19 protein-coding genes and 1 tRNA gene are annotated in these 25,373 nt (G+C 64.1%); 6 read left to right on the plus strand and 14 right to left on the minus strand.

The features are described from left to right. Nucleotides 1–4: 4 nt before the first annotated feature. The gene (locus AC25Z0_RS05495; RefSeq protein ID WP_488132549.1) at nucleotides 5–1,681 is read right to left on the minus strand and encodes a DUF885 domain-containing protein; all 1,677 of its coding nucleotides are present in this window, start codon (nucleotides 1,679–1,681) and stop codon (nucleotides 5–7) included. A 101-nt stretch (nucleotides 1,682–1,782) separates the two neighbouring features. After that, nucleotides 1,783–4,458 (minus strand): DNA polymerase I, encoded by a 2,676-nt coding sequence (gene polA / locus AC25Z0_RS05500; RefSeq protein WP_488119189.1) that lies wholly within the window; start codon nucleotides 4,456–4,458, stop codon nucleotides 1,783–1,785. A 64-nt stretch (nucleotides 4,459–4,522) separates the two neighbouring features. On the opposite strand from polA, the gene AC25Z0_RS05505 reads away from it, so the two are divergent. After that, nucleotides 4,523–4,957 carry a hotdog fold thioesterase gene (locus AC25Z0_RS05505; RefSeq protein WP_488119190.1) on the plus strand — a complete coding sequence of 145 codons (435 nt, stop codon included), beginning with the start codon at nucleotides 4,523–4,525 and terminating at the stop codon, nucleotides 4,955–4,957. Nucleotides 4,958–5,010: 53 nt separating this feature from the next. Here the strand turns inward: AC25Z0_RS05505 and AC25Z0_RS05510 are convergent, their stop codons facing one another. Then, the gene (locus tag AC25Z0_RS05510; protein WP_488119191.1) at nucleotides 5,011–5,856 is read right to left on the minus strand and encodes a hypothetical protein; all 846 of its coding nucleotides are present in this window, start codon (nucleotides 5,854–5,856) and stop codon (nucleotides 5,011–5,013) included. Nucleotides 5,857–5,874: 18 nt separating this feature from the next. After that, a complete protein-coding gene (locus AC25Z0_RS05515; protein WP_414803406.1) occupies nucleotides 5,875–6,480 on the minus strand; it encodes an ANTAR domain-containing response regulator in 606 nt (201 codons plus the stop codon). 38 nt (nucleotides 6,481–6,518) lie between these two features. On the opposite strand from AC25Z0_RS05515, the gene AC25Z0_RS05520 reads away from it, so the two are divergent. After that, nucleotides 6,519–6,601, plus strand: a tRNA-Leu gene (locus AC25Z0_RS05520). 152 nt (nucleotides 6,602–6,753) lie between these two features. Here AC25Z0_RS05520 and AC25Z0_RS05525 read toward each other — a convergent pair. Next, nucleotides 6,754–8,478, minus strand: a complete 1,725-nt coding sequence (locus AC25Z0_RS05525; RefSeq protein ID WP_488132550.1) for an HNH endonuclease signature motif containing protein — start codon at nucleotides 8,476–8,478, stop codon at nucleotides 6,754–6,756. An 86-nt stretch (nucleotides 8,479–8,564) separates the two neighbouring features. Further along, nucleotides 8,565–9,065, minus strand: coding sequence for a GNAT family N-acetyltransferase (locus AC25Z0_RS05530; RefSeq protein ID WP_488119193.1), 501 nt, complete (start codon nucleotides 9,063–9,065; stop codon nucleotides 8,565–8,567). Between the two features lie 90 nt (nucleotides 9,066–9,155). Here AC25Z0_RS05530 and AC25Z0_RS05535 point away from each other — a divergent pair, with 90 nt between their 5' ends. Further along, nucleotides 9,156–9,548, plus strand: coding sequence for a RidA family protein (locus tag AC25Z0_RS05535; RefSeq protein WP_488119194.1), 393 nt, complete (start codon nucleotides 9,156–9,158; stop codon nucleotides 9,546–9,548). 82 nt (nucleotides 9,549–9,630) lie between these two features. After that, nucleotides 9,631–10,119 (plus strand): DUF1707 SHOCT-like domain-containing protein, encoded by a 489-nt coding sequence (locus AC25Z0_RS05540; protein ID WP_488119195.1) that lies wholly within the window; start codon nucleotides 9,631–9,633, stop codon nucleotides 10,117–10,119. A 20-nt stretch (nucleotides 10,120–10,139) separates the two neighbouring features. On the opposite strand, the gene AC25Z0_RS05545 is transcribed toward AC25Z0_RS05540, so the two are convergent. After that, nucleotides 10,140–11,558, minus strand: coding sequence for a dihydrolipoyl dehydrogenase family protein (locus AC25Z0_RS05545; RefSeq protein WP_488119196.1), 1,419 nt, complete (start codon nucleotides 11,556–11,558; stop codon nucleotides 10,140–10,142). Between the two features lie 65 nt (nucleotides 11,559–11,623). Here AC25Z0_RS05545 and AC25Z0_RS05550 point away from each other — a divergent pair, with 65 nt between their 5' ends. After that, nucleotides 11,624–11,794, plus strand: a complete 171-nt coding sequence (locus AC25Z0_RS05550) for a hypothetical protein (RefSeq protein ID WP_488119197.1) — start codon at nucleotides 11,624–11,626, stop codon at nucleotides 11,792–11,794. Here the strand turns inward: AC25Z0_RS05550 and AC25Z0_RS05555 are convergent. Then, complete coding sequence (locus AC25Z0_RS05555) at nucleotides 11,773–12,975, minus strand: low temperature requirement protein A (RefSeq protein WP_488119198.1); 1,203 nt, start codon at nucleotides 12,973–12,975, stop codon at nucleotides 11,773–11,775. The two genes, AC25Z0_RS05550 and AC25Z0_RS05555, sit on opposite strands and share 22 nt — an antisense overlap. A 97-nt stretch (nucleotides 12,976–13,072) precedes the next feature. Between AC25Z0_RS05555 and AC25Z0_RS05560 the strand changes: the two genes are divergently transcribed. Beyond that, nucleotides 13,073–14,461: an APC family permease gene (locus AC25Z0_RS05560; RefSeq protein WP_488119199.1), complete on the plus strand. Its 1,389-nt coding sequence runs from the start codon at nucleotides 13,073–13,075 to the stop codon at nucleotides 14,459–14,461. Between the two features lie 108 nt (nucleotides 14,462–14,569). Here AC25Z0_RS05560 and pyk read toward each other — a convergent pair whose 3' ends face one another. From pyk to trpB, 6 genes are all read right to left on the minus strand, one after another. Beyond that, nucleotides 14,570–16,015: a pyruvate kinase gene (gene pyk, locus AC25Z0_RS05565; protein WP_488119200.1), complete on the minus strand. Its 1,446-nt coding sequence runs from the start codon at nucleotides 16,013–16,015 to the stop codon at nucleotides 14,570–14,572. Between the two features lie 60 nt (nucleotides 16,016–16,075). Next, a complete protein-coding gene (locus tag AC25Z0_RS05570) occupies nucleotides 16,076–17,536 on the minus strand; it encodes a glutamate synthase subunit beta (protein WP_488119201.1) in 1,461 nt (486 codons plus the stop codon). Then, complete coding sequence (gene gltB / locus AC25Z0_RS05575) at nucleotides 17,529–22,166, minus strand: glutamate synthase large subunit (protein WP_488132551.1); 4,638 nt, start codon at nucleotides 22,164–22,166, stop codon at nucleotides 17,529–17,531. The genes AC25Z0_RS05570 and gltB overlap by 8 nt, the downstream gene beginning before the upstream one ends. Nucleotides 22,167–22,289: 123 nt before the next feature. Further along, nucleotides 22,290–23,249, minus strand: coding sequence for a prolipoprotein diacylglyceryl transferase (lgt, locus tag AC25Z0_RS05580; protein WP_488119203.1), 960 nt, complete (start codon nucleotides 23,247–23,249; stop codon nucleotides 22,290–22,292). 97 nt (nucleotides 23,250–23,346) lie between these two features. After that, nucleotides 23,347–24,156 carry a tryptophan synthase subunit alpha gene (gene trpA, locus AC25Z0_RS05585; protein WP_488132552.1) on the minus strand — a complete coding sequence of 270 codons (810 nt, stop codon included), beginning with the start codon at nucleotides 24,154–24,156 and terminating at the stop codon, nucleotides 23,347–23,349. Next, nucleotides 24,153–25,364, minus strand: coding sequence for a tryptophan synthase subunit beta (gene trpB / locus AC25Z0_RS05590; protein WP_488132553.1), 1,212 nt, complete (start codon nucleotides 25,362–25,364; stop codon nucleotides 24,153–24,155). The genes trpA and trpB overlap by 4 nt, the downstream gene beginning before the upstream one ends. Nucleotides 25,365–25,373: the final 9 nt, after the last annotated feature.

Below are 25,373 nucleotides of genomic sequence, written 5' to 3' on the forward strand. Positions count from 1 at the left end.
TCGGCTACTTCAGCAGCGTCGTAGTGAGCGTGTCGAGGCCTACGCCACCGAGGTCCAGTGCCCTGCGGTGGAACTCCTTGATCGAGAACGCTGCACCCTCGCGTTCCTGGCAGGTGTCGCGCAGCTGCTCCCAGATGCGCTGGCCGACCTTGTATGAAGGTGCCTGGCCCGGCCAGCCGAGGTAGCGGTTGACCTCGAAGTTCACGAATCCATCGTTCATGTTGACGTTCTGGCCGAGGAACTCAAAGGCGTACTCCGCCGTCCATGGGCCCTTGCCGTCTGGGCGCTGCTTCTCGAGGTGCACGCCGATGTCGAGCACGACGCGAGCGGCGCGCATCCGCTGACCGTCGAGCATGCCGAGGCGATCGGCAGGGTCGTCGAGGTAGCCGAGCTGCTCCATGAGGCGTTCGGCGTAGAGCGCCCAACCTTCTGCGTGTCCAGACGTACCGGCGAGCTGCCGGCGCCAGGTGTTCAGTTTCGCCCGGTTGTAGACGGCCTGGCCGATCTGCAGGTGGTGGCCAGGCACGCCCTCGTGGTACACCGTGGTGAGTTCGCGCCAGGTGTCGAATTCGGTGACACCGACAGGAACGGACCACCACATGCGGCCGGGGCGAGAGAAGTCGTCGGTGGGGCCGGTGTAGTAGATGCCGCCCTCCTGCGTCGGGGCGATCATGCACTCAATGGTCTTGATCTCGTCTGGAATGTCGAACTGGGTGCCGGCCAGCTCTGCGACCGCACGGTCGCTGGTCTCCTGCATCCACTTCTGCAGCGCATCGGTACCGTGGAGCTTCCGACTCTCGTCGGTGTCGAGGAAGGCGATGGCTTCGAGCACGCTCGCACCTGGCTTGATCTGGCGGGCGACGCTCTCCTGCTCAGCCACCATGCGGGCAAGCTCGTCGACACCCCACTCGTAGGTCTCGTCGAGGTCGATCTTCGCACCGAGGAAACGCTGTGACTGCAGCTCGTAGATGTCGCGGCCGACGGCGTCACGCTCTGTGGCGGCTGGGGCGAGTTCGTTCTGGAAGAAATCAGCCAGTGCGCCATATGCCTCGGCCGACCGCTGGGCGCCCTCGGCGACGTGCGTGGCCAGCGAGGCAGGAAGCTCACCGTTTGCCAGGCGCGCAGAAGATGCGAAATCAGCGAAGAACCCATCGGGTGCCGCCTGGCGGCGCACCTGCGCCATCACCTCTAGCACCTGGCGGCGCGCGGGAGTGACCCCACGCGCGATGCCGAGCCTCAGGGTCTCCACGTAGCCGTCAAGGGCGTCAGGGATGTTCGAGAGGCGCGACGCGATGTTCTCCCAGTCGTGCACTTCTGCGGTCGGCATGAGGTCGAGTACATCCCGAATCTCCTGCACCGGCGACGCGATCACGTTGAGGTCGCGCAGCTGAAGCTCTGCCTCTGAGCTCTGGATGTCGAGGGTGAGGGTGCTCCGCAGGTCGGTCAGCGTGACCTCATCGACGGCGTCGACAGCGGATGCCGCAGCCAGGGCAGCCAGCGTCGCTTTCGCCGCGTCGACATAGCGTGCGTGGCCGGCAGGTGAATAGTCACCGTAGCGGCCGTCACCCTCCGTGCGGCCGATGTATGTGCCGATGGTGGGGTCCAACTCGACGAGGGTGTCAACCCACTCTTCGGCGATCTGATCAATGGGGCTGGGAGTGCGCTGAATGCCATTCGTCATAATCAGAGCATATGGCAGCGGCCCGCCGGAGGGCGGGCCGCTGCTGGTGCTGTCACGCGGTGTACTGGTGCTGGTACTGGTGCCGTTGGACGGCTTCGTTGCTAGTGGGCGGCGTCGTCCCAGTTCGCTCCGCGACCCACCTGCACGTCGAGCGGCACGAGCAGTTCTGCGGCGGTGGACATGCGGTGCGTCACCACGTCGCGCAGCACGTCCCACTCGCCAGGCGCCACGTCGAAGATCAATTCGTCATGCACCTGGAGCATCATCTTCGACTCCATGTTCTTGTTCGCGATGTCGTGTGCGATGCGGTTCATGGCGATCTTCATGATGTCGGCGGCTGAGCCCTGGATCGGTGCGTTCAAAGCTGCACGCTCCGCGTTGTCGCGCAGCACACGGTTGGTGCTGTTCAACTCGGGGAACGGGCGACGGCGGCCGAAGATCGTCTCCGTGTAGCCATCGATCTTCGCCTGCTCGACGACGTTGCGCAGATAGTCGCGCACCGCGCCGAAGCGGGAGAAATAGTCGGTCATGAGCTGCTTGGCCTCTGCCGTCGGTATCCGCAGCTGCTTTGACAGGCCGAACGCACTCAGCCCGTACGCCAGGCCGTATGACATCGCCTTGACCTTGCCGCGCATTTCAGCACTGACCTCTTCTGGAGCGACACCGAAGATACGAGAGCCCACGAACCGGTGCAGGTCTTCTCCGGCGTTGAACGCCTCGATGAGACCTGGATCTTCTGAGAGGTGCGCCATGATGCGCATCTCAATCTGGGAGTAGTCGGCCGTCAACAACGCCTCTGCGTTCTCTCCGGCGTGGAAGGCCGCACGGATGCGACGGCCCTCCTCCGTGCGAACCGGGATGTTCTGCAGGTTGGGATCCGTCGACGAGATGCGCCCCGTTGCCGTGCCGATCTGCACGTAGTTCGTGTGGATGCGCCCTGTTCCGTCGATCGCCTTGTCGAGAGTCTCCACGATCTGGCGAAGCTTGGTGGCGTCGCGGTGCTGCAGCAGCAGGTCGAGGAACGGATGCGGGTTGCTGGCCTGCAGGTCGGCAAGAGCGCCGGCATCCGTCGAGAAGCCCGTCTTGTTCGCGCGCGTCTTCGGCATGCCGAGCTGGTCGAAGAGCACCTCCTGCAGCTGCTTGGGCGAGCCGAGGTTCACCTCGCGGCCGATCTCGGCGTACGCGCTGGCGGCCAGGGCCGCAGAACGCTCTCCGAGCTGCGACGACAGCTCTGACAACTCGGCGTGCGACACGGACACACCCGTGAGCTCCATGTCGACGAGGGCGAGGAGCGTTGGCATCTCGATGTCGAGGAGGACGTGGCGGGTGCCGTCGTCGAAGAGCTCGTCGATCGCTGCGGCGACGCGCAGGGTGTACCACGCCTGCATCGGAACGCCGGCGACCGTTGACTCATCTGGCACCAGCTGGTTGGCGTCGTGCACCGGCAGGGTTTCGCGGAGGTAGCGCGTGACGAGGTCGGCCAGCGTCTTGTCTGGTCCGCCGGGACGCAGCAGCCAGCCGGCGACGAGCGAGTCGGTGAAGAGACCGTCGAAGGCGAGTCCGCTGTTTCGCAGTGCCTTCAGCTGGAATTTCGCGCCGTGCATGATCTTGGGCGAGTCGCTGGCCAGCCAGGCCTCGAACGGCGCATAGTCGCTGCGACCCGGCTGCCAGGGCAGGTTGACCGTTTCGGTGGGACTGGCGAGGCCGAAGCCGATGACGGTGCCGTCGAGCACCTCTGTGGTGAGGCCGAGGCCAATGGGTGACGCCGCGACCGCGCGCTTGATCCACCCTTCGAGTTCTTCGTCGAGCAGGTCCTGCGCGTGCGGGGCCTGCGGCGCCGGTGGCTCATCAGCTGCAACGACTTCACCGGTAACGATGGCGGCGTCGCCGCCCTCCAGCTTCAGGACGCGATCGAGCAGGCTCTTGAACTCGAGCCGTGAGAAGACCTCCCGCACGCCCTGGTCATTGATCGGGCCGCGCTCCAGGTTCGCGATCTCCACCGGCAATTCGACGTCGGTGACCAGTCGGTTCAGCCGGCGGTTGCGGATCGCGTTTTCTTTCTGCTCACGCAGGTTGTTGCCGACGACGCCCTTGATCTCATCGGCGTGCTCCAGAATGCCGTCGAGACTGCCGTAGAGGCCGAGCCACTTCACGGCGGTCTTCTCGCCGACCTTGGAGATGCCGATGAGGTTGTCGCTGGTCTCACCCACGAGTGCTGCGACCTCTGGGTACTGGTGCGGGTCGATGCCGTAGCGTTCGCGAACGCGCGCCGGGTCGTACCGGGTGAGGGCAGAGACGCCCTGGCTGGACGGGTAGAGCAACGTGACGTTCTCGTTGACCAGCTGGATGGCGTCGCGGTCGCCGGACACGACGAGCACGTCGTAGCCCTCAGCAACGCCGCGAACCGACAGCGTGGCCAGGATGTCGTCGGCCTCGAAGTCTTCTTTGGTGATGGTGGTGATGTTCATGGCGGCGAGGGCATCCTGCAGCAGCGGGATCTGGCCGATGAACTCAGAGGGAGTCTCGTTGCGCGTGCCCTTGTATGCCGGGTACTCCCGCGTGCGGAATGACGCCCGGGAGATATCGAAGGCGACAGCGATGTGGGTGGGTTTTTCGGTGCGCAGCAGGCTTAGCAACATGGAGAGGAAACCGTGGATGGCATTGGTGTGCTGGCCATCCTGGGTTTGGAAACTTGCGACTGGGAGGGCGTAAAACGCCCGAAAAGCCAACGAGTGGCCGTCGATGATCATCAGGGTAGGCTTTTTGGATTCCGACACGGACCCAGCCTACAAGCGACCGGTGACAGCCGGTTCTGTGCACACTCCAACAACAAAGGTGACAATGATCGACAAGACGCAGGATGCGCTCGACTGGGTACAGCAGCGCGGCAGTGGTGCGCTGGCAGAGAAGATGGGAATCGAGTTCCTCGAATTCTCCGTCGAGCGCGCGGTGGCCAGGATGCCCGTTGAGGGCAACACGCAGCCAGCCATGCTGCTGCACGGTGGCGCATACGTCGTGCTCGGCGAGTCACTCGGCTCCATGGCAGCGAACCTGTTCGCCGGTGCGGGCAGGCTCGCGGTCGGCATCGAGATCAACGCCACCCACACCCGCGCGGCGACCTCCGGCTACGTGACGGGCGTCTGCACGCCGATCCACCTCGGTCGCACCCTCACCACCCACGAAATCGCGGTCACAGACGACCAGGGCAGACGCTGCTCGACGATTCGGATCACGAACCTGATCAAGGAACAGAAGCCGGCGGCATCCGAAGCGTAGTTCCGCGCCGGAAGTGAGTGCGCTGCGGCAGCGGCGGGTATGCGGCGGCGGACTCAGAATCCGAGTCTGCGCCGCACTACCAGCACTTCGTCTGCCGGGTAGTCGGCCCACGTGTCCAGGAGCAGGATCCTGGCGCTGTCGAGGAGCGCTCGTCCGCAGCTCTCAACCGGGAGCGACAGCGCGTCGTTGATGATGCGACTGGCTTCTGGGTACGCCGTTTCAAAGCGTCGCCACGAGTCGAGGCTATCGAGGCGCGCGGGGCTATCGAGGCGCTCAGGGCTATCGAGGCGCTCAGGGCTGTCGAGGCGCTCAGTGCGGTCGTCTTCCCGCACAATGCGCAGGGCGTTCACGAGATGACGCACGGAGTGCGTGCGGAGTACTTGTCCGGCAGCCAGCAGCTCGCCGCGCCGCGCTCGACCGGATGCGAGCAGCACGTTCACGAGGAACAGTCGAAACTCGACGAGCGGATCGGCAGGCGCCGGGATGCGGTCGACCGGAGCGGCGTTGGCCGCCATCCGCTCGGAGATACGCTCCCGATCGAGTGCGACCTCGTACACGTTTCCGGCGAAGGAAAAGGACGATAGTTCGTCGGGCGAGGCCACAGCGAACTCAAGCACGAGGCCGCTGTCGTAAACGACTTTCAGGCTGTAGGGGGTGTCTCTGACGCGGATGCGAATGTCATCGGCGTCTGGCAGCCAGTCGAGGGTGGTCCGAAAGGCCTCTTGGGAGCCATCATCGGTGATCAGGAAGAAATCATGATCTGACCACTCGTCGACCCGGCTGCGTTCCGCCGTCGATCCCACCCACACCAGACCGAGCACGTGGGGGTGGGATGCGACGGATGCCAGTAACCGGGCGTTGAATTCTTCGAACTCCTGGAGTACGGCAGAATTCGACACGCCCGACCGGCCTTGGTGCTACTTCTTGGCTGAGAGCTGTTCGATGATCGCCTGTGCGACATCGTGCATGGTCAGACGGCGATCCATGGATGCCTTCTGAATCCAGCGGAATGCTTCTGGCTCAGTGAGGCCCATCTTCTCGTTGAGCAGGCCCTTGGCGCGGTCAACAAGCTTGCGGGTCTCGAAACGCTCGACGAGGTCGGCAACTTCGGCCTCAAGCGTGATGATCTGGCTGTAGCGGGACAGCGCGATCTCAATCGCGGGCAGCAGGTCATTCGGCGTGAATGGCTTGACGACATACGCCAGTGCGCCGGCTTCGCTTGCGCGCTCGACGAGCTCTTTCTGGCTGAATGCGGTCAGCAGGACGACGGGCGCAATGTGGGCCTTCGTGAGGCGCTCTGCGGCGCTGATGCCATCGAGAAGCGGCATCTTGACGTCCATGATGACGAGGTCTGGACGGAGTTCTGTTGCAAGTGCGACAGCGGTCTCACCGTCGCCGGCTTCGCCCACAACTTCGAACCCGTTGTCACGGAGAATTTCGACGATATCGAGGCGGATAAGTGATTCGTCCTCCGCGACGACAACGCGGCGGGGAGGAGTTGATGTAGTGTCTTGGTCGGTCACACCCAAAAGCCTACGGTATTCTGGTGCAGGTGTTGTGAGCCGGTGTGGCGGAATGGCAGACGCGGAGCACTCAAAATGCTTTGTTCGAGAGGACGTGTGGGTTCGAGTCCCACCACCGGTACAAGCCACTGAAAAGAGCCTGACTTTTCCCTGAAAGGGTGCGAAGTCAGGCTCTTTTCTTGTATCCGAGAGTTCGCTGTGCACATTTTTCCGCACGCAATTTTGCGTCTGAACCGCTGTGCAACAGCCGAAGCAGAGGCCAGGGCGGGCTACTCAGAACGGTGGTGGGTCGTTCTCGTCCAACTGTTGGATATCGGAAACGGTTCCAGCGGATGGTTGTGGTTGCCGCGACGGTTGTGGCTGCGATGGCGGTGGTTGCCACGATGACTCGTGGCGGCCGTCGATGGGCAGAGTCATCCCCACATCGCGGCGGTCGGGCCTGGTGGTGTGCAGTGTGCCGGTCGGGGATCGCCAGGTGAGGATTCCGCCGGCGTTTTGGGTGACGGTCCAGGTGGTGGCGTGTTTCATCCGGTGGCAGCGTTTGCAGAGGCAGGCGAGGTTTTGGGGTGTGCTGAGTCCGGCTGGCCATTCTTTGGTGTGGTCAGCCTCGGTGTGAGTGGCGGGCCTGTCGCAGCCGGGACTGCGGCAGGTTCCGTCGCGGATTTGCAGCCAGGTGCGGAGGTCTTTACCGATCTTGTACTTGTGTTGATTCATCGACAGGTATTCGCCGGTGTCTGGGTCGGTGAGTACCCGGAGGAATGAGGGCGCCCGCAGGGTGAGTTCTCTGGCGGTGTCGGGATCGATGGGGCCGTAGCCCTGCAGGAATCCGGGTTCGTCGCTGTGGCCGAGGAGCGTCATTGCCGGGACGGTGACGATAACGGTGGGGCGGATGCCCCAGTTCGGTGCCCCTTTCCTGGCCCGCAGTGTCATGCGTCCGGTGGGAAGCGGTGCTGCGGCACCGGCCTTCTTCCCGGTGCGCGTGGACTTGCCGGTGCCCGCGGACTTACCCGTGCGCCTCGAGCGTTCCTCCCACGGCACGATTTCCATGTCGTCGAGCACGACACCCTCGAGTAGCAGGGCGGCGGCGACATCGGCGCGGAGTTGGGTGAGGGTGCGGGTCTCACCGTCGCCTTGTTCGGCGGCGGCCAGGTCGGTGAGACGGTCGAAGATGCCCTTCGCTGTTGCTGTGGGCAGGTAGGCGTGCAGCCAGGCCATCCCGTCGAGGTCGGGCTCGAACACGATGCGCCGCGTCGACCGGGCGTCGACGGTGCGGGTCACGATGGACTTCGGGTGCAGGCGTTCCCTGGCCTGGATGACTTTCTTTCGGAATATGTGCACGGGCATGTGGGGTGCCAGCGGCAGTACGGCGAGTTCGAACGCGGCTCTGGCCGAGGCGGGCAGGGTGCCGACCTGATTGATGATCACCGCGGCATGCCCGTATGAGATCGTGGTGCTTTCCAATGCGGCGAGTGTGGCCGGCAGGTCGTTGACGAGGGTCTGGCTTTCGGAGATGAGTTTCCCGGCGGAGATCAGCGACTCGTTCTCTTGCGCGGCGACGAGCGAGGTGAACACGGTGGCGATCCAGCTGTTGCGTTCGCCGTCGGACATCTTCGGGTTTTTGAGGACGAAATCGTCGGAGAGCTCTGACCAGGCGCGGGCGATCTCCACGTGTCGGGCACGCCGCGCGAGGAGCAACGTGATTTCGGCGTTGTCCTGCGCGACGTCGTCAAGGTAAAGCTGGGTGCGATCGGCGTAGCCGGGCGGGAGCTCCTCGGCGGACGTCGGCAGCGTCGGGTAGAGATGGCCGTGCAGGAATTCCGGGTCGTCGTATCCGTCGGCGGCGAAGGCTGCGAGCACGTCGGCGTCGGTCATGCCCTCAAGCGGAGTGCCGTGGGAGTAGTGCAGCGACGCACGTTCGGCGAGAGTGAACCGTGAGAGATTGAGGCCAAGATCGACGTCGCTGTCGGTCTCGGTGGTGATGAACGGTGCCTGGTTCATAGATCTAGTCAACACCCGACCACTGACATTCCTGCCTGCCGCTGGCGCTCGCTCCTCAATCAACAGGAGGGCGCAGCGCACACTGCTCAGAGCGCCATGGAATAGACGCTGCGGACCGGAATAGCCCCGCCGTGATCATCCGCTACCTGCCGCATGCCGAGCTTCTGGGCCACTCGATGTGACGCGAGGTTCTCTGGATGGGTGATCGCGACTAGTTCGGCGGCGCGTAGCTCTGTGCGCGCAAAATCGCGGCAGGCCGCGGCCGCCTCGGTCGCGAACCCATTGCCCTGCAGCACAGCACGCACGTGGTAGCCCACTTCAAGGGCGGGTGTGCCGTTGACCATCTGCCAGGTCAGGCCACAATCTCCGACGAACTCCCCCTCCGCCGTCTCGACAAGCCAGAGGCCGAAACCGTGGTCGGCATAGTTGCGTTGATTCCACTGGATCCACGCCGCCGATTCCTCACGAGACTTCGGCGCCGGATAGAACTCCATGACCGTCGAGTCGCCAAGCAACGACTCCATCAGGTCGAGGTCGTTTTCCGTCATCTCTCGGAAGTGAAGCCGGGCGGTTGGGGCAGGGATCATCTGCCGATGCTACTGCCGGCGCACTGCCATGGTGGCCAATGTCCGACGATGGCGGGATACTCGGGGTGATCCGAATGAAGGGACACCACGATGACCATCCACCCCATTCCCGTTGATCCCCCGCAACTTCACCAGAGCCCCGCATTCGCGCAGGGCATGATCCTTCCCACAGGTCCGACACTCTACGTCGGCGGGCAGAACGGAACGGACTCCGCCGGCGAACTGCTTGACGGACTCCAGGCCCAGACTGAGCAGGCACTTCTCAATGTGCTTGCCGTACTTGCCGAGGCGGGAACTGGCCCTGAGTACGTGGCCAAGCTGACCATCTATCTGGCCGTCGGCGTCGATCCTGGGGCAGCATATGCGGCAACCGGATCGGTATGGGGCGCTCACCGCGCCGCCGTCTCCGTACTCTCCGTCACGCCAGCACGCCCTGGTGCGCTCGTCGAAATCGAGGCAGTGGCCACAATTCCCCCACGGTGAGTTCCCGTTCGTTCGCTGGCGAAAAAGGGCCTCAGCGTCCGGCTGAGGGGCCAGTAGAGTGGATTCAAGGAAAAGGGCGCAGATGACTGACTACACCGATCCGACTCGTTCATCGCTCCGCCTCAGTGATGCGGAACGAGAAGATGCCGTACGCGAACTCGCCGCAGCGCAGGCCGCCGGTCGTCTCGCGCCTCCTGAGTTCACGGAGCGTGCCGCTGCGGCCAGGCAGGCCGTCACCCGCGGCGATCTGGCCCCACTCTTCCGTGACCTGCCGGGAAGCGATGCGCCGTCATCCATTCCGTACACGTCGGCACCCGCTGCACGGTCGTCAACTCAGGCTGGCGACCCATCCGCATCCTGGACGTCAAACGCCCCACGATCCGGCCGCAGGCCGCTGGGCGGCGGGGCCGGTGCCACCGTGATGGCCCTGATGCCGTTCATCGCACTCATTCTCTTCTTTGTGTCAGCCGGGGTCTGGGGCTGGGCATGGGCGTGGCTGTGGTTCCTGCTCATTCCGATTGCCGGGGTGGTCATCTATGGACCATACGGCGACAGCGCCAATCGCAAATAGCGGACAAGCGCAAATAGCGCTCAGTCCTCCAGGTAGGCGGCCGAGAACAACAGCGTCAGCCCCTCTGCCATGGTGGGGTGCGTGATCACGGCATCCCGCACGCTCGTGTACTGCATCCCGCCCAGCATGGCCAGCTGCACAGCCGCGATGACCTCGCTGGCCTCAGTACTGAGGAGAGAGACCCCCAGGATGAGGTTCGTCGAGCGATCGATGACGGCGGTCCAGATTCCGTCCAGGTGTCCAACTGTCCTGGCGCGTGGAATCGCGCTCACCGGCATCCGCGCCATGCGCACATCGAAGCCAGCCGCCCGTGCATCCCGCTCGCTGAGTCCCACCCGGCCGAGTTCTGGCGTGAGGAAGACGCAATAGGGGATTAACCGGCCGAGTGTGCTCCGCATCGCGCCGCCTGAGTGGTCTGCGGCCAGATTGACGGCCAGCACCCGATAGTCGTCGTAGGAGGCGTGGGTGAACTTCGGGCTCCCTGCGACGTCCCCCGCAGCCCAGACATGATCCGCGCTGGTGCGAAGGTACTCGTCGACCACGATGTAGCCCTGTCGATCGAGCTCGATGCCAGCCACGTCGAGTCCGATGCCTGCGGTGACCGGTTGCCGCCCGACCGCGACCAAGACGTCGTCGCCAGACACTGTCTGCCCAGAGGAGAGCGTGACAGTCACCGTACCGTCGGCGTTCCGGGTGACCTTTTCTGCCCGTTCGCCACACAGCACGGTAATGCCGGCGTCGCTGAATCGTCGTTCGATCGCTACGGCGATCTCGTCGTCCTCTCGAGAGAGCAGATGCGGCCCGCCCTGGATGATCGTGACGGCCGCCCCGATGGTATTCAGCAGATCCGCGAACTCGCAGCCGATATAGCCGCCGCCCAGGATGAGGAGCCTCGCCGGCATCGACTCCAGTTGAAGGAGCGAGTTGCTGGTGAGAACGTCAGCGTCTGCGAGCCCGGCGATCGTGGGCAGCAACGGCTCTGTGCCGAGGTTCACGACGACATCCGTCCCACGCAGCACCCGCGTGCCTCCCCCGTCCAGCGACACCCTGACCGTGCGCGGTGCAACGAAATGCGCCTCGCCCAGGATGAAGTCCATGCCAGAGCCGAGAAACGATGTGAGCTGGCCCGCGACCATCGTGCCGACGACATCCTCCTTGCGCGCCAGCAGCAACGACAGGTCCATGTGCGGATGCGCGGCCCCTGCAATTCCAAACTCGGTTGCCCGCCGCATATCCTGCAAGAGCCGGCCACTGTTGATGATGGTCTTGGTCGGGATGCACGCCACATTGATACAGGTGCCACCGATCATGCCGCGCTCGATCATGGCAACGGATGCTCCCCCGCGCGCCATTTCCATGGCCAGCGTCTTTCCCGCCTTACCTCCACCGACAACCAGCAGGCCAACATCTTCGACTCGTTCATTCTGCGCACTGCTCATGTGAGTGAGTCCTTCCCCGCCCGATAGTACGCCGGGGACTACGCCGGAGACGGTACGCTCGAACGATGAAGGACAACGCCCCGCTTCGATTCATGCTGATCATCATCGCGGTCCTGATCGCGCTGATGCTGGTCGTCGTCATCATCCAGCTCCTCGTCCCGTCCACTGACGGAACGCCTATACAGCCAACGGGACTCGGCCTGCCGACATCCGCTCACTGGTCCAGGGCGGCCTGACGCACGTCTGACGCACGTCGGCGCCGCCTCGTCAGCTCGGCGATCGTGCCCATGACTCCGATCGTCACCGCCGCTCCTGTCACGACGTACACCCCGGCGAGGTTGATGGTTCCCAGCAGCACGCACAACGGCAGCACGACGCCAACGATCGCCCATCGCATGATGTCCCTGACGGGCTCGCCGTATCGCAACATGACTGCTGCATTGGTGGCGTAGAACAGCGCGATGCCCCCGTCAATCGAGAGTGCAGTGCCGAACGACAACGGATGCGCAGGCTCAGCAACTGCGGTGCCGAGTCCGGCGGCAATCAGCACGATCGAGGTCACGAGCAGGAACGGCAAATACATCACGGTGTCGCGCAGCGCCGCGAGGTTCCCCGCAGCCCCCAGCCGATGCCAGCCCCGCTCCGCAGCGTCGGTACCGAAGGTGAAAAAGTCCCAGGCCAGCATGGTGATCGACGCGAACGCCAACAGCGCGGTGAGGGCGGACACCGGCGTCCAATGGCTGCTCAGCTCAATGATCACGGCGAGCACAGATTCTCCGAAGACGATCACGACGAACAGGCCAACCCGTTCGCTGAGATGATCGATATTGAGCGCCCGGCGAAGCCAGCCGACCTCACGCCCCATAAACGCCAGGAGCACGATCTCGACGGCTATTGCGATCGCCCACAGCACATATCGCGTAGGAGATGGCGTGAATGCCGATACCGTCCAGAGCACGGCCGTGAGGCCGCAGTAGACAACGGGACGGTACCAGGCCGCTCCGAGTTGTCGACCCCGCACCCACCAGACAATGAACAGCACCACCCTCATCAGTGCGTTGCCGATGGCATAGGCCCATGTCCGCTCGCCGAGGCCATCCGCCACGGCCGCCGCCATCAGGCCAACCGCGAGCATGACGATGCCCATCATGAACCACACCCTGCCGGTGACACGCGCACCGAACAGGTTCAGCGTGAGGGTGATGTTGACCCACGCCCACCAGGCCGGGAAGAACAAGACAGCGAATGCCAGGAACTCCCCCGGCCCCGGCCCACCGTGCAGCCCCAATGCAAGCTGGCCCACGAATGCCACTATCACCAGGTCGAAGAAGAGTTCCAACCAATTGGCGTGACGGGGCAGCGAATCACGACGACCGTCATCCGTCACACCAGGTGGACCACCTTCAACTGCGGGCACGTCGAGAGCGTACCCCTGCGAATACCGCACGATCGTACCCATTCCCGCCAATCAGGGTAAGAGTAAGAACTGATTGTCGACGCAGCTAGGGGGCATCATGCCTGAATCGAACGGTAGTCACGCAATTGGCCTGGTGCCTGCACTGGCATTCGGGGTGGGAAGTGTCGTGGGTGGCGGCGTATTCACCCTCTCAGGGACGGCGCTCAATATGGCGGGGCCGTGGGCCATTGCCAGCTACCTCATTGCCGCAATCGTCATGTTTCTCTGTGCGCTCAGCTTCGTGGTGGTGTCAGCGCGAGCAAAACCTGGTGAATCCGGGTACGGCCCTGTTGGCGACATACTCAGTCCGTTCTGGCGGTACATCACGATGTGGGGCTTCTACCTGAACGGCGCCACGATCATCGCATTCCTCCTGGTGTCGTTCGGCGACTACCTCGAGGGATATTTCCTGCACGGAGTCAGTCCCATCCTGCTCGGGTGCATTGCGGCAATCGCCATTGTGGCTCTGAACCTCGGGCAAACCGATACTGTCGCCAAGGCCGAGACCGGAATCGTGGGCCTCAAAATCGTCATCCTCGTCGTGTTCGCGATCTGGGGAATGCTCGAATTGCGGGCTCCCGTCTTCGAAACTGCGCCGCCGGAGGGTGCTTCCGGGGTCTTTGCAGCGGCCGCACTGGTCTTCACCGCATACACGGGGTTCAACGTGATCGCCAATATGGCCGGCTCCATACACAACCCCCGCAAGACGGTGCCACGGGCCATGCTCCTGACGCTCGTCGTGTCGACGGTCATCTATATCGGCGTCATCCTGGCCATGCTCGCCAGCGGAATCACCGATTTCAAGACGGTGGGCGTTGCCCAGGCTGCAGACGTCATCATCGGACCCGTCGGTGGCCTGCTCATCGCGTTCGCAGCGTGCCTCTCAACACTGTCGGGCGCGAACGCGATGCTTCTCGGCTCAAGCGAGATCGTCATCAGGCTGGTGGCGCGTGGTGACATCCCCCCGGTGTTCGGCCGATCCCTCAGCCGCGGGCACCCCTATGGCAGTGTCATCTTCCTTGGCGTGGTGTCAATCCTGCTGGTGCTGTTCGCCAATACGACATTCATCGTCTCCATTGCCAGCGCCGCTGCGGCCATCGCCATGGTCGTGGTGAGCATCGCCGCGACCGTGCTCGCGATCAAGGGCTGGCCCGGCGACGGACCGCGCCTCCCCCTCGGACCAACGCTCCCGATCATCGCCGTCATTGTCACGGCTGCCCAGCTGCCGTCCCTCGGGTTGTGGCCGGTGGTCGTCACCTTCGTGCTGATGGCCCTCGGCGGCTTACTCTACGCGTTCAGGCACATCGTGACGAATGGCGAGGGACGCCGCGAGCGGTCCAACCGACGCATTTTCGAGCTCGACACGCCACTGATGCGGGGCATGCGGCATCGCACCGCTGCCGGCGAAGGAGATGACACCACCCCGCAGAAGCCTCCCACGCCCTGAAACACACTGTCGCCCAGAAACGCACTGACGTCTGAAACGCACTGACGTCTGAAACGCACTGACCCCCGCAGCCAGAAGGCTGCGGGGGTCAGGTGTTGCTGGCGGAGGTTAGTCCTTGGCGTATGCCGGAGCGACACCGTTGTGAGCGTCACCGACGCTGTACACGCGGATGTCGTTCGTCGAGCCAACGATTCCGGGAGGGGAACCGGAGATCACGACGACCTTGTCGCCCATTTCGGCGAGACCCTGACCAAGCAGGATGTCGTCGACCTGGCCGAACATGGCGTCCGTGTGCGTCACGCGGTCAACCAGGTACGTCTGCACGCCCCAGGAGAGCGCAAGACGACGACGGATGGCAGGCTCAGGCGTGAACGCGAGCATGGGGATCTGGGTGCGGATGCGCGCCATGCGGCGTGCAGAGTCACCAGACTCCGTGAAGATGCAGATGTACTTGGCGTTGACGAAGTTGGCAACCTCGGTCGCGGCCAACGTGATGGCCCCACCCTGGGTGCGTGGCTTCACCGTGAGCGGCTGGATGCGCTCGAGGCCGTGTATTTCAGTGGACTCAACGATGCGAGCCATGGTCTGGACGGTGACGACCGGGTACTCGCCGACGCTGGTCTCGCCACTCAGCATCACGGCATCCGCACCATCAAGCACGGCGTTTGCGACGTCAGAGGTCTCTGCGCGCGTCGGAACCGGGCTGTGGATCATGGATTCGAGCATCTGGGTCGCAACGATGACCGGCTTGGCCATGCGTCGTGCGATCTCAACGGCACGCTTCTGCACGATCGGCACTGCCTCGAGCGGAAGCTCGACGCCGAGGTCGCCACGAGCGACCATGATCGCGTCAAACGCGTCGATGATCTCTTCGAGGTTCTCAACGGCCTGCGGCTTCTCGATCTTGGCGATGACGGGAACGCGGCGTCCCTCTTCGGCCATGATCTCGTGAACACGGTCGACGTCTGCTGCGTCGCGCACGAAGGAGAGCGCGATCAGGTCTGTGCCGAGGCGAAGGCCCCAACGCAGGTCTGCTTCGTCCTTCTCTGAGAGAGCAGGAACGTTGACAGCAACGCCTGGGAGGTTGATTCCCTTGTTGTTGGAAACCGGTCCGGCGACGATCACCTTGGTGGTCACGACGGTGTCGTCAGCCTCAACGACCTCGACCTTGACCTTGCCGTCGTCGATCAGGAGGAAGTCTCCCGGCTTGACGTCCTGGGGCAGACCCTTGAACGTCGTGCCGCAGATCTCCTTGTTGCCGAGGATGTCCTCGGTGGTGATCTTGAAGATGTCGCCGACAGCGAGGTCGTACGGCCCACCCTCGAACTTTCCGAGGCGGATCTTCGGACCCTGGAGGTCAACCATCACGGCGATGGCGCGGCCGGAGTCATTGGCAGCCTTGCGCACGTTGGCGTATACGCCTTCGTGCACGTCGTAGCTGCCGTGGCTGAGGTTCATGCGACATACGTCGACACCCGCATCGATCAGGGCCCTGATCTGTTCGTAGCTGGACGCTGCCGGCCCAAGGGTGGCAACGATTTTTGCGCGTCTCATTCTGGTAAATCTCCGGTTTCCGCGCAGGATTGCGCTTTCATACTTCGGGAAGTGAAAAATTTAGGACAGTGCGAATGCACGATCGGTTGGCTTGACGGGAGCCGGCAGCTGGGTCTCGCCTTCGAGGAATCGATCGACGGCCGCAGCAGCAGCTCGACCCTCCGCGATTGCCCAGACGATGAGTGACTGGCCGCGGCCGGCGTCACCGGCAACGAAGATTCCCTCGCGGCTCGTCTGGTAATCGTCATCACGTTCGACATTACCCCTGCCGTCGAACGGAAGCTGCAGCTGAGAGGCGAGTTCGTCGGGTTCAGGGCCGGTGAACCCGAGGGCCAGCAGCACCAGGTCTGCTGGAATCTCACGTTCGGTACCGGCCTTCGGAACCCGCTTGCCGTTCAGGTACTCGGTTTCAGCAACACGAATCGCGCGCACCTCTCCGACCTCATTCGAGAGGAATTCGATCGTCGATGCGAGGTACTCCCGCGTGCCGCCTTCTTCGTGGGCGCTGGAGACCTCGAACAGTGTCGGCGCCAGGGGCCACGGCTGGTGGTCTGGGCGCGTCGTGCCTGGCTGCTTGCCGATCGCAAGGTTGGTGACGGATGCCGCACCCTGACGGTGCGCGGTACCGATGCAGTCTGCTCCGGTGTCGCCACCACCGAGGACAACGACGTGCTTGCCCTCAGCGCTGATCTGGGAGGGAACCGTATCGCCGGCGCCGACCTTGTTCTGCTGCACCAGGTACTCCATGGCGAAGTGCACGCCAGGCAGGTCACGGCCGGGGATCGGCAGGTCCCGAGGCACCATGGCACCCGTGGCGACCACAACAGCGTCATACCGGGCGCGCAGGTCTTCCCACGTGATGTCGACACCGATGTTGACGCCTGCCCTGAACCGGGTTCCTTCGGCCGTCATCTGGCCGAGGCGCGCCTCAAGGTGCTTCTTCTCCATCTTGAAGTCCGGGATGCCGTATCGCAACAGGCCGCCGATACGGTCATCGCGCTCGAACACAGCAACGGTGTGACCGGCACGGGTCAGCTGCTGGGCTGCGGCCAGGCCGGCTGGGCCTGAGCCGACAACGGCGACCGTCTTGCCCGTGAGGCGTCCTGGCGGCTGGGGCTGTACCCATCCGTTGGCGTACGCCTGGTCGATGATCGACACCTCGACCTGCTTGATGGTGACAGCCGGCTGGTTGATTCCGAGCACGCAGGATGACTCACAGGGGGCCGGGCAGAGCCGGCCGGTGAACTCGGGGAAGTTGTTGGTCGCGTGCAGTCGCTCGATTGCAGCGTGACCCTCTCCGCGCCAGGTGAGGTCGTTCCATTCCGGAATCAGGTTGCCGAGCGGGCAGCCCTGGTGACAGAACGGCACACCGCAGTCCATGCAGCGGCCTGCCTGGCGCTTGAGCACGGCAGAATCACCGGCCTCGTAGACCTCTTTCCAGTCCATCAAGCGCACGGACACCGGCCGACGGGCCGGAAGTTCGCGCTCTGTGGTCTTCAGGAATCCCTTCGGATCAGCCATTGGTTACCTCCAGGATGCGGTTCCAGACAACGTCGCCATCGGGGTCGAGCCCCTCATCGACAGCGGTTTTCCTCGTGGCGAGCACGGCGGCGTAGTCACGCGGCAGCACCTTCACGAACGTTGCACATGTGGTGTCAAAATCGGCGAGCATCGTGCGGGCCAGCGCAGAGTCTGTGTGGGCCACGTGCTGCTCGAGGAGATCGCGGACGATCTCGCGGTCGGCGCTCTCCAGCGGGTGCAACTCGAGTTCGCCTGAGTCCAGGGAATCGCTGTTGACCGCTTCGGTGCGCAGGCCGTATACGTACGCGGTGCCGCCGGACATACCTGCGCCGAGGTTCCGGCCCGTCGTGCCCAGGATGACCGCGAGGCCGCCTGTCATGTATTCGAGTGCGTGGTCCCCCACGCCCTCAACGACGGCCGTCGCCCCGGAGTTCCGAACCAGGAAGCGTTCACCAACGATGCCGCGGATGAACATGCTGCCCTGGGTGGCGCCGTAGCCGATGACGTTGCCGGCGATGACGTTGCGTTCAGCGCGGAACACGCTCGCCCTGTCTGGGCGCACGATGATCTGGCCACCGGAGAGGCCCTTGCCGACGTAGTCGTTCGAGTCGCCCTCGAGGCGCAGCGTGATGCCGGCCGGCAGGAATGCACCGAACGACTGGCCGGCACTGCCGGTGAGTGTGACCTCGATGGAACCGGTCGGCAGGCCGTTGACGCCGTGGCGCAGGGTGACCTCATGCCCGAGCATGGTGCCGACGGCACGCTCCGTGTTGCGGATCGGCAGCGCGATGTCGACGTGTCCGCCGTGCTCCAGCACGCTGGCGCTCAGCTTGATCAGCTCGTTGTCGAAGTGCTTCTCGAGTTCGTGCTCCTGCTCCCTGGCCGACTGGCGTGGCTCTGAATCAGAGAAGTCTGGTCCGACGAGGATCGGCGCCAGATCGAGACCGGATGCCTTCCAATGGTCGACTGCGCGGTTCACGTCGAGCACCTCACGGTGGCCAATGGCCTCTTCGAGGCTCGCGAAACCGAGCTCAGCCAGGTACTCACGCACTTCCTGGGCGATGAACTCGAAGAAGTTCACCACGTAGTCAGCCTTGCCGCTGAAGCGCTTGCGCAGTTCAGGGTTCTGGGTGGCCACGCCGACGGGGCAGGTGTCGAGGTGGCAGACGCGCATCATGATGCAGCCTTCAACGACGAGAGGAGCGGTGGCGAAACCGAACTCTTCTGCACCGAGCAGCGCGCCGATGATGACGTCGCGGCCGGTCTTCAGCTGACCGTCGACCTGCACGACAACGCGGTCGCGCATGCCGTTCAGCATCAGGGTCTGCTGGGTCTCAGCAAGGCCGAGCTCCCATGGCGTTCCGGCGTGCTTCAGGGAGTTGACCGGGCTTGCACCCGTTCCTCCGTCATGACCGGACACCAGGATGACGTCTGACAGCGCCTTCGCGACACCGGCAGCGACGGCACCAATACCGGACTGGCTGACCAGCTTGGTGTGGATGCGTGCCTTCGGGTTCGCGCGCTTCAGGTCGAAGATGAGCTGCTTGAGGTCTTCGATCGAGTAGATGTCGTGGTGAGGGGGCGGCGAGATGAGTCCGACGCCGGCCGTGGCGTGGCGTGTGCGAGCCACCCACGGGTACACCTTCGTCGGCGGCAGCTGGCCGCCCTCGCCGGGCTTGGCGCCCTGGGCGAGCTTGATCTGGATGTCCTCTGCGTGCGTGAGGTACATGCTCGTCACACCGAAACGACCTGAGGCGACCTGCTTGATCGCACTCCGACGCTCAGGGTCGAGCAGTCGGTCGAGGTCTTCGCCGCCCTCACCGGTGTTGGACTTCGCGCCGAGGCGGTTCATCGCGATGGCCAGAGTCTCGTGGGCCTCCTGGGAGATGGAGCCGTAGCTCATCGCGCCGGTGGAGAACCGCTTGACGATAGACGCGACCGATTCCACGTCATCGAGAGGGATGGGCTTCCGAGCTCCGGCGTTGAAGGAGAACATGCCGCGCAGGGTCATGAGTGTCTCTGCCTGGTCGTCGACCAGCTTGGTGTACTCCCGGAAGATGTCGTAGCGACGAGTCCTGGTCGAGTGCTGCAGGCGGAAGATCGTCTCAGGGTTGAACAGGTGCGGGGACCCGTCGCGACGCCACTGGTACTCACCGCCAGTGTCCAGGCGCTCGTGAGCGCGCACAGCGGCATCCGCTGGGTATGCCTGCGTGTGGCGCGCCAGGTTCTCTGCGGCAATGACATCGATGCCGATGCCGCCGAGCTTGCTCGTTGTGCCGGTGAAGTAGCTGTCGACGAAGTCCTGGCTGAGTCCGACGGCTTCGAAGGCCTGCGCTCCCGCATAGGACGACACCGTGGAGATGCCCATCTTCGACATGATCTTCAGGACACCCTTGCCGAGCGCCTTGATGACGTTGCGCACAGCCTGTTCGGCTGACACGTTGGTGATCATGCCGCTGCGGACGAGGTCTTCGCACGTCTCCATGGCCAGGTACGGGTTGACCGCCGAGGCGCCGTAGCCGATCAGCAGTGCGACATGGTGGACTTCGCGCACATCGCCGGCCTCGACGACGATGCCGACCTTCATGCGGTTCTCGGTGCGGATGAGATGGTGGTGCACCGCGGAGATCATCAGCAGCGACGGGATCGGTGCGAGGTCCTTGTTGGAGTCACGGTCTGACAGCACGATGAACAGCGCGCCGGCGTCGATGGCTTCGTCAACCTCAGCGCAGAGGGCCGTGAGACGGTTGGCCAGCGCATCCGGTCCATCGTCGAACCGGTAGAGCCCGCGAACTGTCGTCGTCGTGCTGCTGCCTGGACGCGTGTCGATGTGCTGGATCTTGGCCAGTTCGTCATTGTCGATCACCGGGAAGTCGAGGACGACCTGGTGGGCGTGCTCAGGGCCGACGCTCAGCAGGTTGCGCTCTGGACCAAGGCCCAGCTTCAGTGAGGTGACGACGGCTTCGCGGATGGAGTCGAGCGGCGGGTTCGTGACCTGCGCGAACTGCTGCGTGAAGTAGTCGAACAGCAGGCGAGGACGCTCGCTCAGCACGGCGATGGGCGTGTCAGATCCCATGGCACCGAGCGGCTCTGCGCCGGTGCGCGCCATCGGCGACAGGATGATGCGCACTTCTTCTTCTGTGTAGCCGAAGGTGCGCTGGCGACGAACGACGGATGCCGGCGGGTGCACGATGTGCTCCCGTTCAGGGAGGTCCTTGAGGTTGATGCGGCCCTCGTCGAGCCACTCGCTCCAGGGTTCTGCCGCAGACAGCTCTGCCTTGATCTCGTCGTCTTCGATCAACCGACCGGCCTTGGTGTCGACGAGGAACATCTTGCCTGGGCGCAGACGCCCCTTGCGTACGATCTTGCTCGGGTCGATATCGAGCACGCCGATCTCGCTGGCGAGCACGACGAGACCGTCGTCGGTGATCACGTATCGGCCTGGGCGCAGCCCATTGCGGTCGAGTGTTGCACCGACGAGTGAGCCGTCAGTGAAGACGATGGCGGCTGGTCCGTCCCACGGCTCCATGAGCATCGAGTGGTACTCGTAGAACGCGCGACGCTCAGGGTCGAGGTCTGGCTGGTTCTCCCACGCCTCGGGGACCATCATCATGATCGCGTGCGGCAGCGAACGGCCACTGAGGCTCAGCAGCTCGACAACCTCATCGAATGAGGCGGAGTCACTGGCGCCTGGTGTGACGATCGGCAGCAGCGGAGCCATGTCGCCGAGCAGCTCAGACTCGAGCTGCGACTGGCGGGCACGCATCCAGTTGCGGTTACCCTGCACGGTGTTGATCTCACCGTTGTGGGCGATCATGCGGAACGGCTGGGCCAGTGGCCACGACGGGAACGTGTTCGTGGAGTAGCGGGAGTGCACGAGAGCAAGTGTCGACGTGAACCGATCGTCTGACAGGTCGGGGTAGAACGGCTCGAGCTGCAGCGTTGTGACCATGCCCTTGTAGACCAGTGTGCGGCACGACAGCGACGAGAAGTAGATGGTGAGTTCGCGCTCAGCACGCTTCCGCAGGCGGAACGTCTGGCGGTCGAGCTGGATACCAGAGACAAGCGCACCGGTCTCGGTCGTGTGGATGCTCTGCACGAACAGCTGCTGGATGGCCGGCATCGCTGCCCTGGCGAGGTTGCCGACCTCGTCTGGACGCACAGGAACTTCGCGCCAGCCGAGCACCTGCAGGCCCTCGCTTGCCGCGATTGAGGCGATCTGACGCTTGATGGCGCTTCGCGACGTGGGGTCTGTCGGCAGGAAAACGTTGCCAACGGCGTAACGACCGACCTGGGGAAGGTCGAAATCCGTGACGGCGCGCAGGAACGCATCCGGGATCTGGGTGATGATGCCTGCACCGTCGCCGGTACCGGCATCGGATCCGACAGCACCGCGGTGCTCAAGGTTCCGCAGCGCGTCGAGAGCCGCGGTGATGATGTCATGGCCGGCTGTGCCGCGAAGGGTCGCGACCATAGCCAGGCCGCAGGCGTCCTTCTCAGCGGCAGGGTCGTAGAGACCCTGCTTGGCGGGGGCACTGCCGAAGCGAGCGAACGGCGAAGTCGCCGCGTCTAGAGCGGGTACTGCAGTTTGCGGGGCTGTTGGTTCGAAAACCGACGATTGTGAATCCACTGGACCGTCCTCACAGAATGATTGGCACGGAGGGACGACATTGGCCCACTGAAGGAAGTTTTGCACGGCGCTCGGTGTTGCTGAGCCTCTACCGTGAACAGGATGGGGAGGGGTAATCCAGGCCTAGACGTGAGAGTCGCGCGGGCTTGTGGCCGGGGACTCTGCAGACTCGGCACGGCCAGCAGCTCCATCGCTCTGATCCGACGCATTCGAGTCGTCGTCAGATTCTACCTCAGGGTCGGGTGCAACCCACTCGCGACCCGGCACATACGGGCTGAGTTCCACGCCTGCGTGGCGGCGGTGCTGCACCCAAATGATGACGATGCCGATCAGGATCGCCAGGAATGACGCCCAGATGTTGGTGCGGATGCCAAGGAAGATCTCGCTCGGGTCAACGCGAATCGACTCGAAGAACGTGCGTCCGACGCCGTACCAGATGAGGTAGACGCCAAATGCCTTGCCCCAGCGCAGGGTGAGCTTGCGCTCGAGGAAGAGGATGACGGCGACGCCGACCAGGTTCCAGATGATCTCGTAGAGGAACGTGGGCTGGAACAGCGTGCCCTCCGGCAAGCCGACGGGGAATGCCGGGTTGGTCGACTCGATCTCGAGGCCCCACGGCAGGGTGGTCGGCACTCCGAAGAGTTCGTGGTTGAACCAGTTGCCAACGCGTCCGAGTGCCTGCGCCAGCAGCATGCCGGGAGCCAGTGCATCGGCGAACGACCAGAAGCGGATGCCTGTCATCCGACATCCGATGAAGGCACCGACTGCGCCACCGATGAGCGCACCGAAGATGGCGTTGCCGCCCTCCCAGATGTACAGGGTGCGCAGCAGGTCGGCGCCGTCGTAGAAGTAGTCACCGGGGTGCGTGAGCACGTGGTAAATCCGGGCACCGATGATGCCGAGCGGGACAGCCCAGAGAATGATGTCAAGCACGATCCCCGGTTCAGCGCCGCGCTTGGTGAGGCGACGCGACGTCATGATCGTCGCGGCGATGATGCCGACAAGGATGCACAGGGCGTAGGCGTGGATACGGAACGGCCCGAGGTCGAAGTAGCTCCAGCTGGGGCTCGGAATGCTCATCATCACGGAAGTCGAGAGAACTGACACCTGTGCAATACCTTTCGTCGTGACATGACGCCACCAGATGACGGCTCTCTGGAGCCGCCGTGGTCAATTTACCCTAGTTCGTGCGCGCCACGTCACGGGAGCCTGCCGCCAGTTCACGAGCGAGGGCGCCAACGGCGTCCACTCCCCCGTCTGACAGCGCCTTCACGAGAGCAGAACCCACGATCGCGCCATCGGCGTAGCCGAGGATCTCGCGTACCTGTTCGGCCGTTGAGATGCCAAGGCCGACGCAGGCGCTCGTGGAGCCTGCGGCACGCAGGCGTTCGATGAGGACGCGTGCGGCAGAGTCAACATCACTCCGCGCACCGGTGATACCCATGGTGGATACCGCATATACAAAGCCGCGGCTCGCCTCGACAGCCTGCGCGAGGCGGGCGTCGGACGACGACGGTGCAGCCAGGAAGACCCGGTCAAGCCCGGTGCGCTCACTGGCGGCGATCCAGTCTGCGCCTTCATCGGGGATGAGGTCCGGCGTGATGAGGCCGGCCCCGCCGGCTGCCGCGAGGTCGTCGGCAAAGCGCTCAACGCCGTACTGCACGATGGGATTCCAGTACGTCATGACAAGCACGGGGGCGCTCACCTGTGCGGTGATCGCCGCGACGGCTTCAATGCCGTGACGCAGACGGAAGCCGTCTGCCAGTGCACGCTGGGTTGCCGCCTGGATGACAGGACCGTCCATGACCGGGTCGGAATACGGCAGGCCGAGCTCAATGATGTCTACGCCGTTGTCGACGAGGGCGACGGCGGCGTCGATGCTTTCGCCGAGACTCGGGAACCCAACGGGCAGGTAGCCGATCAGTGCGCCGCCACCGGCTGCCCTGCGGGCGGCAATGGTGGATTCGACCGTGCTGCTGCTCGTGCTCACGACTGTTCCGCGCCTTCATCGATCAGGTCGAAGTACCGACCTGCAGTTTCCATGTCTTTGTCGCCACGCCCGCTGAGGTTCACCAGGATGACGGACTCAGGGCCGAGTTCCTTGCCGAGATCCAGCACGCCGGCCAGGGCGTGCGACGATTCGATGGCAGGGATGATGCCCTCTGTGCGGCTGAGGAGGCGCAATGCGTCCATGGCAGCGGCATCCGTTACCGGCAGGTAGGTGGCGCGCCCGATGCTGGCGAGCCAGGAGTGCTCAGGGCCGACGCCCGGGTAGTCGAGGCCGGCCGAAATGGAGTGCGATTCGACGGTCTGGCCGTCTTCGTCCTGCAGCAGGAAGCTGCGGGCACCGTGGAGCACACCGGGGCGCCCCTTGGTGATCGTGGCGGCGTGGCGGAGGGTTTCAACGCCCTCCCCAGCTGCTTCGTAGCCGTAGAGCGCCACGTCTGTGTCGTCGAGGAACGCCTCGAAGATTCCGATGGCGTTCGAGCCGCCGCCAACGCAGGCCGCGACAGCGTCTGGGAGGCGACCGGTGAGATCGAGGACCTGCTGGCGTGCCTCCTCGCCGATGACGGTCTGGAAGTCGCGCACCATGGCGGGGAACGGATGCGGGCCTGCCGCCGTTCCGAAGATGTAGTTGGTGTTCTCGACGTTGGTGACCCAGTCACGCATGGCGTCGTTGATGGCGTCCTTGAGCGTGCGTGACCCAGCGGTCACCGACACGACTTCAGCACCGAGCAGGCGCATGCGGGCGACGTTCAGCGCCTGGCGCTCCGTGTCGACCTCGCCCATGTAGATGACGCAGTCGAGGCCGAACAGCGCAGCGGCCGTTGCGGTGGCGACACCGTGCTGGCCTGCACCGGTCTCTGCGATGACGCGGGTCTTGCCGATGCGACGGGTGAGGAGCACCTGGCCGATCGCATTGTTGATCTTGTGCGAACCGGTGTGGTTCAGGTCTTCACGCTTCAGGATGACGCGTGCGCCACCGGCGTGTTCCGCGAAGCGCGGCACCTCTGTGATGAGTGAGGGGCGCCCGATGTACGAGCGCTGCAGTGCGGCCAGTTCGGCGGCGAACGCCGGGTCGGCGCGGGCAACGGCGTACTCTGCCGTCAACTCGTCGAGGGCCGCTACCAGCGACTCCGGCACGAACCTGCCACCGAAGTCTCCGAAATACGGGCCGGATTGCGAGCGAAGAGACATGGATAGACC

The sequence above is a fragment of the Leifsonia sp. Y862 genome (genome assembly GCF_057669585.1).

Coding starts and splice junctions, on each gene's coding strand:
- AC25Z0_RS05495 (WP_488132549.1), bottom strand. CDS start 1,681: ATGACGAATGGCATTCAGCGCACTCCCAGCCCCATTGATCAGATCGCC.
- AC25Z0_RS05505 (WP_488119190.1), top strand. CDS start 4,523: ATGATCGACAAGACGCAGGATGCGCTCGACTGGGTACAGCAGCGCGGC.
- AC25Z0_RS05525 (WP_488132550.1), bottom strand. CDS start 8,478: ATGAACCAGGCACCGTTCATCACCACCGAGACCGACAGCGACGTCGAT.
- AC25Z0_RS05530 (WP_488119193.1), bottom strand. CDS start 9,065: ATGATCCCTGCCCCAACCGCCCGGCTTCACTTCCGAGAGATGACGGAA.
- AC25Z0_RS05535 (WP_488119194.1), top strand. CDS start 9,156: ATGACCATCCACCCCATTCCCGTTGATCCCCCGCAACTTCACCAGAGC.
- AC25Z0_RS05540 (WP_488119195.1), top strand. CDS start 9,631: ATGACTGACTACACCGATCCGACTCGTTCATCGCTCCGCCTCAGTGAT.
- AC25Z0_RS05545 (WP_488119196.1), bottom strand. CDS start 11,558: ATGAGCAGTGCGCAGAATGAACGAGTCGAAGATGTTGGCCTGCTGGTT.
- AC25Z0_RS05550 (WP_488119197.1), top strand. CDS start 11,624: ATGAAGGACAACGCCCCGCTTCGATTCATGCTGATCATCATCGCGGTC.
- AC25Z0_RS05560 (WP_488119199.1), top strand. CDS start 13,073: ATGCCTGAATCGAACGGTAGTCACGCAATTGGCCTGGTGCCTGCACTG.
- pyk (WP_488119200.1), bottom strand. CDS start 16,015: ATGAGACGCGCAAAAATCGTTGCCACCCTTGGGCCGGCAGCGTCCAGC.
- AC25Z0_RS05570 (WP_488119201.1), bottom strand. CDS start 17,536: ATGGCTGATCCGAAGGGATTCCTGAAGACCACAGAGCGCGAACTTCCG.
- lgt (WP_488119203.1), bottom strand. CDS start 23,249: ATGATGAGCATTCCGAGCCCCAGCTGGAGCTACTTCGACCTCGGGCCG.
- trpB (WP_488132553.1), bottom strand. CDS start 25,364: ATGTCTCTTCGCTCGCAATCCGGCCCGTATTTCGGAGACTTCGGTGGC.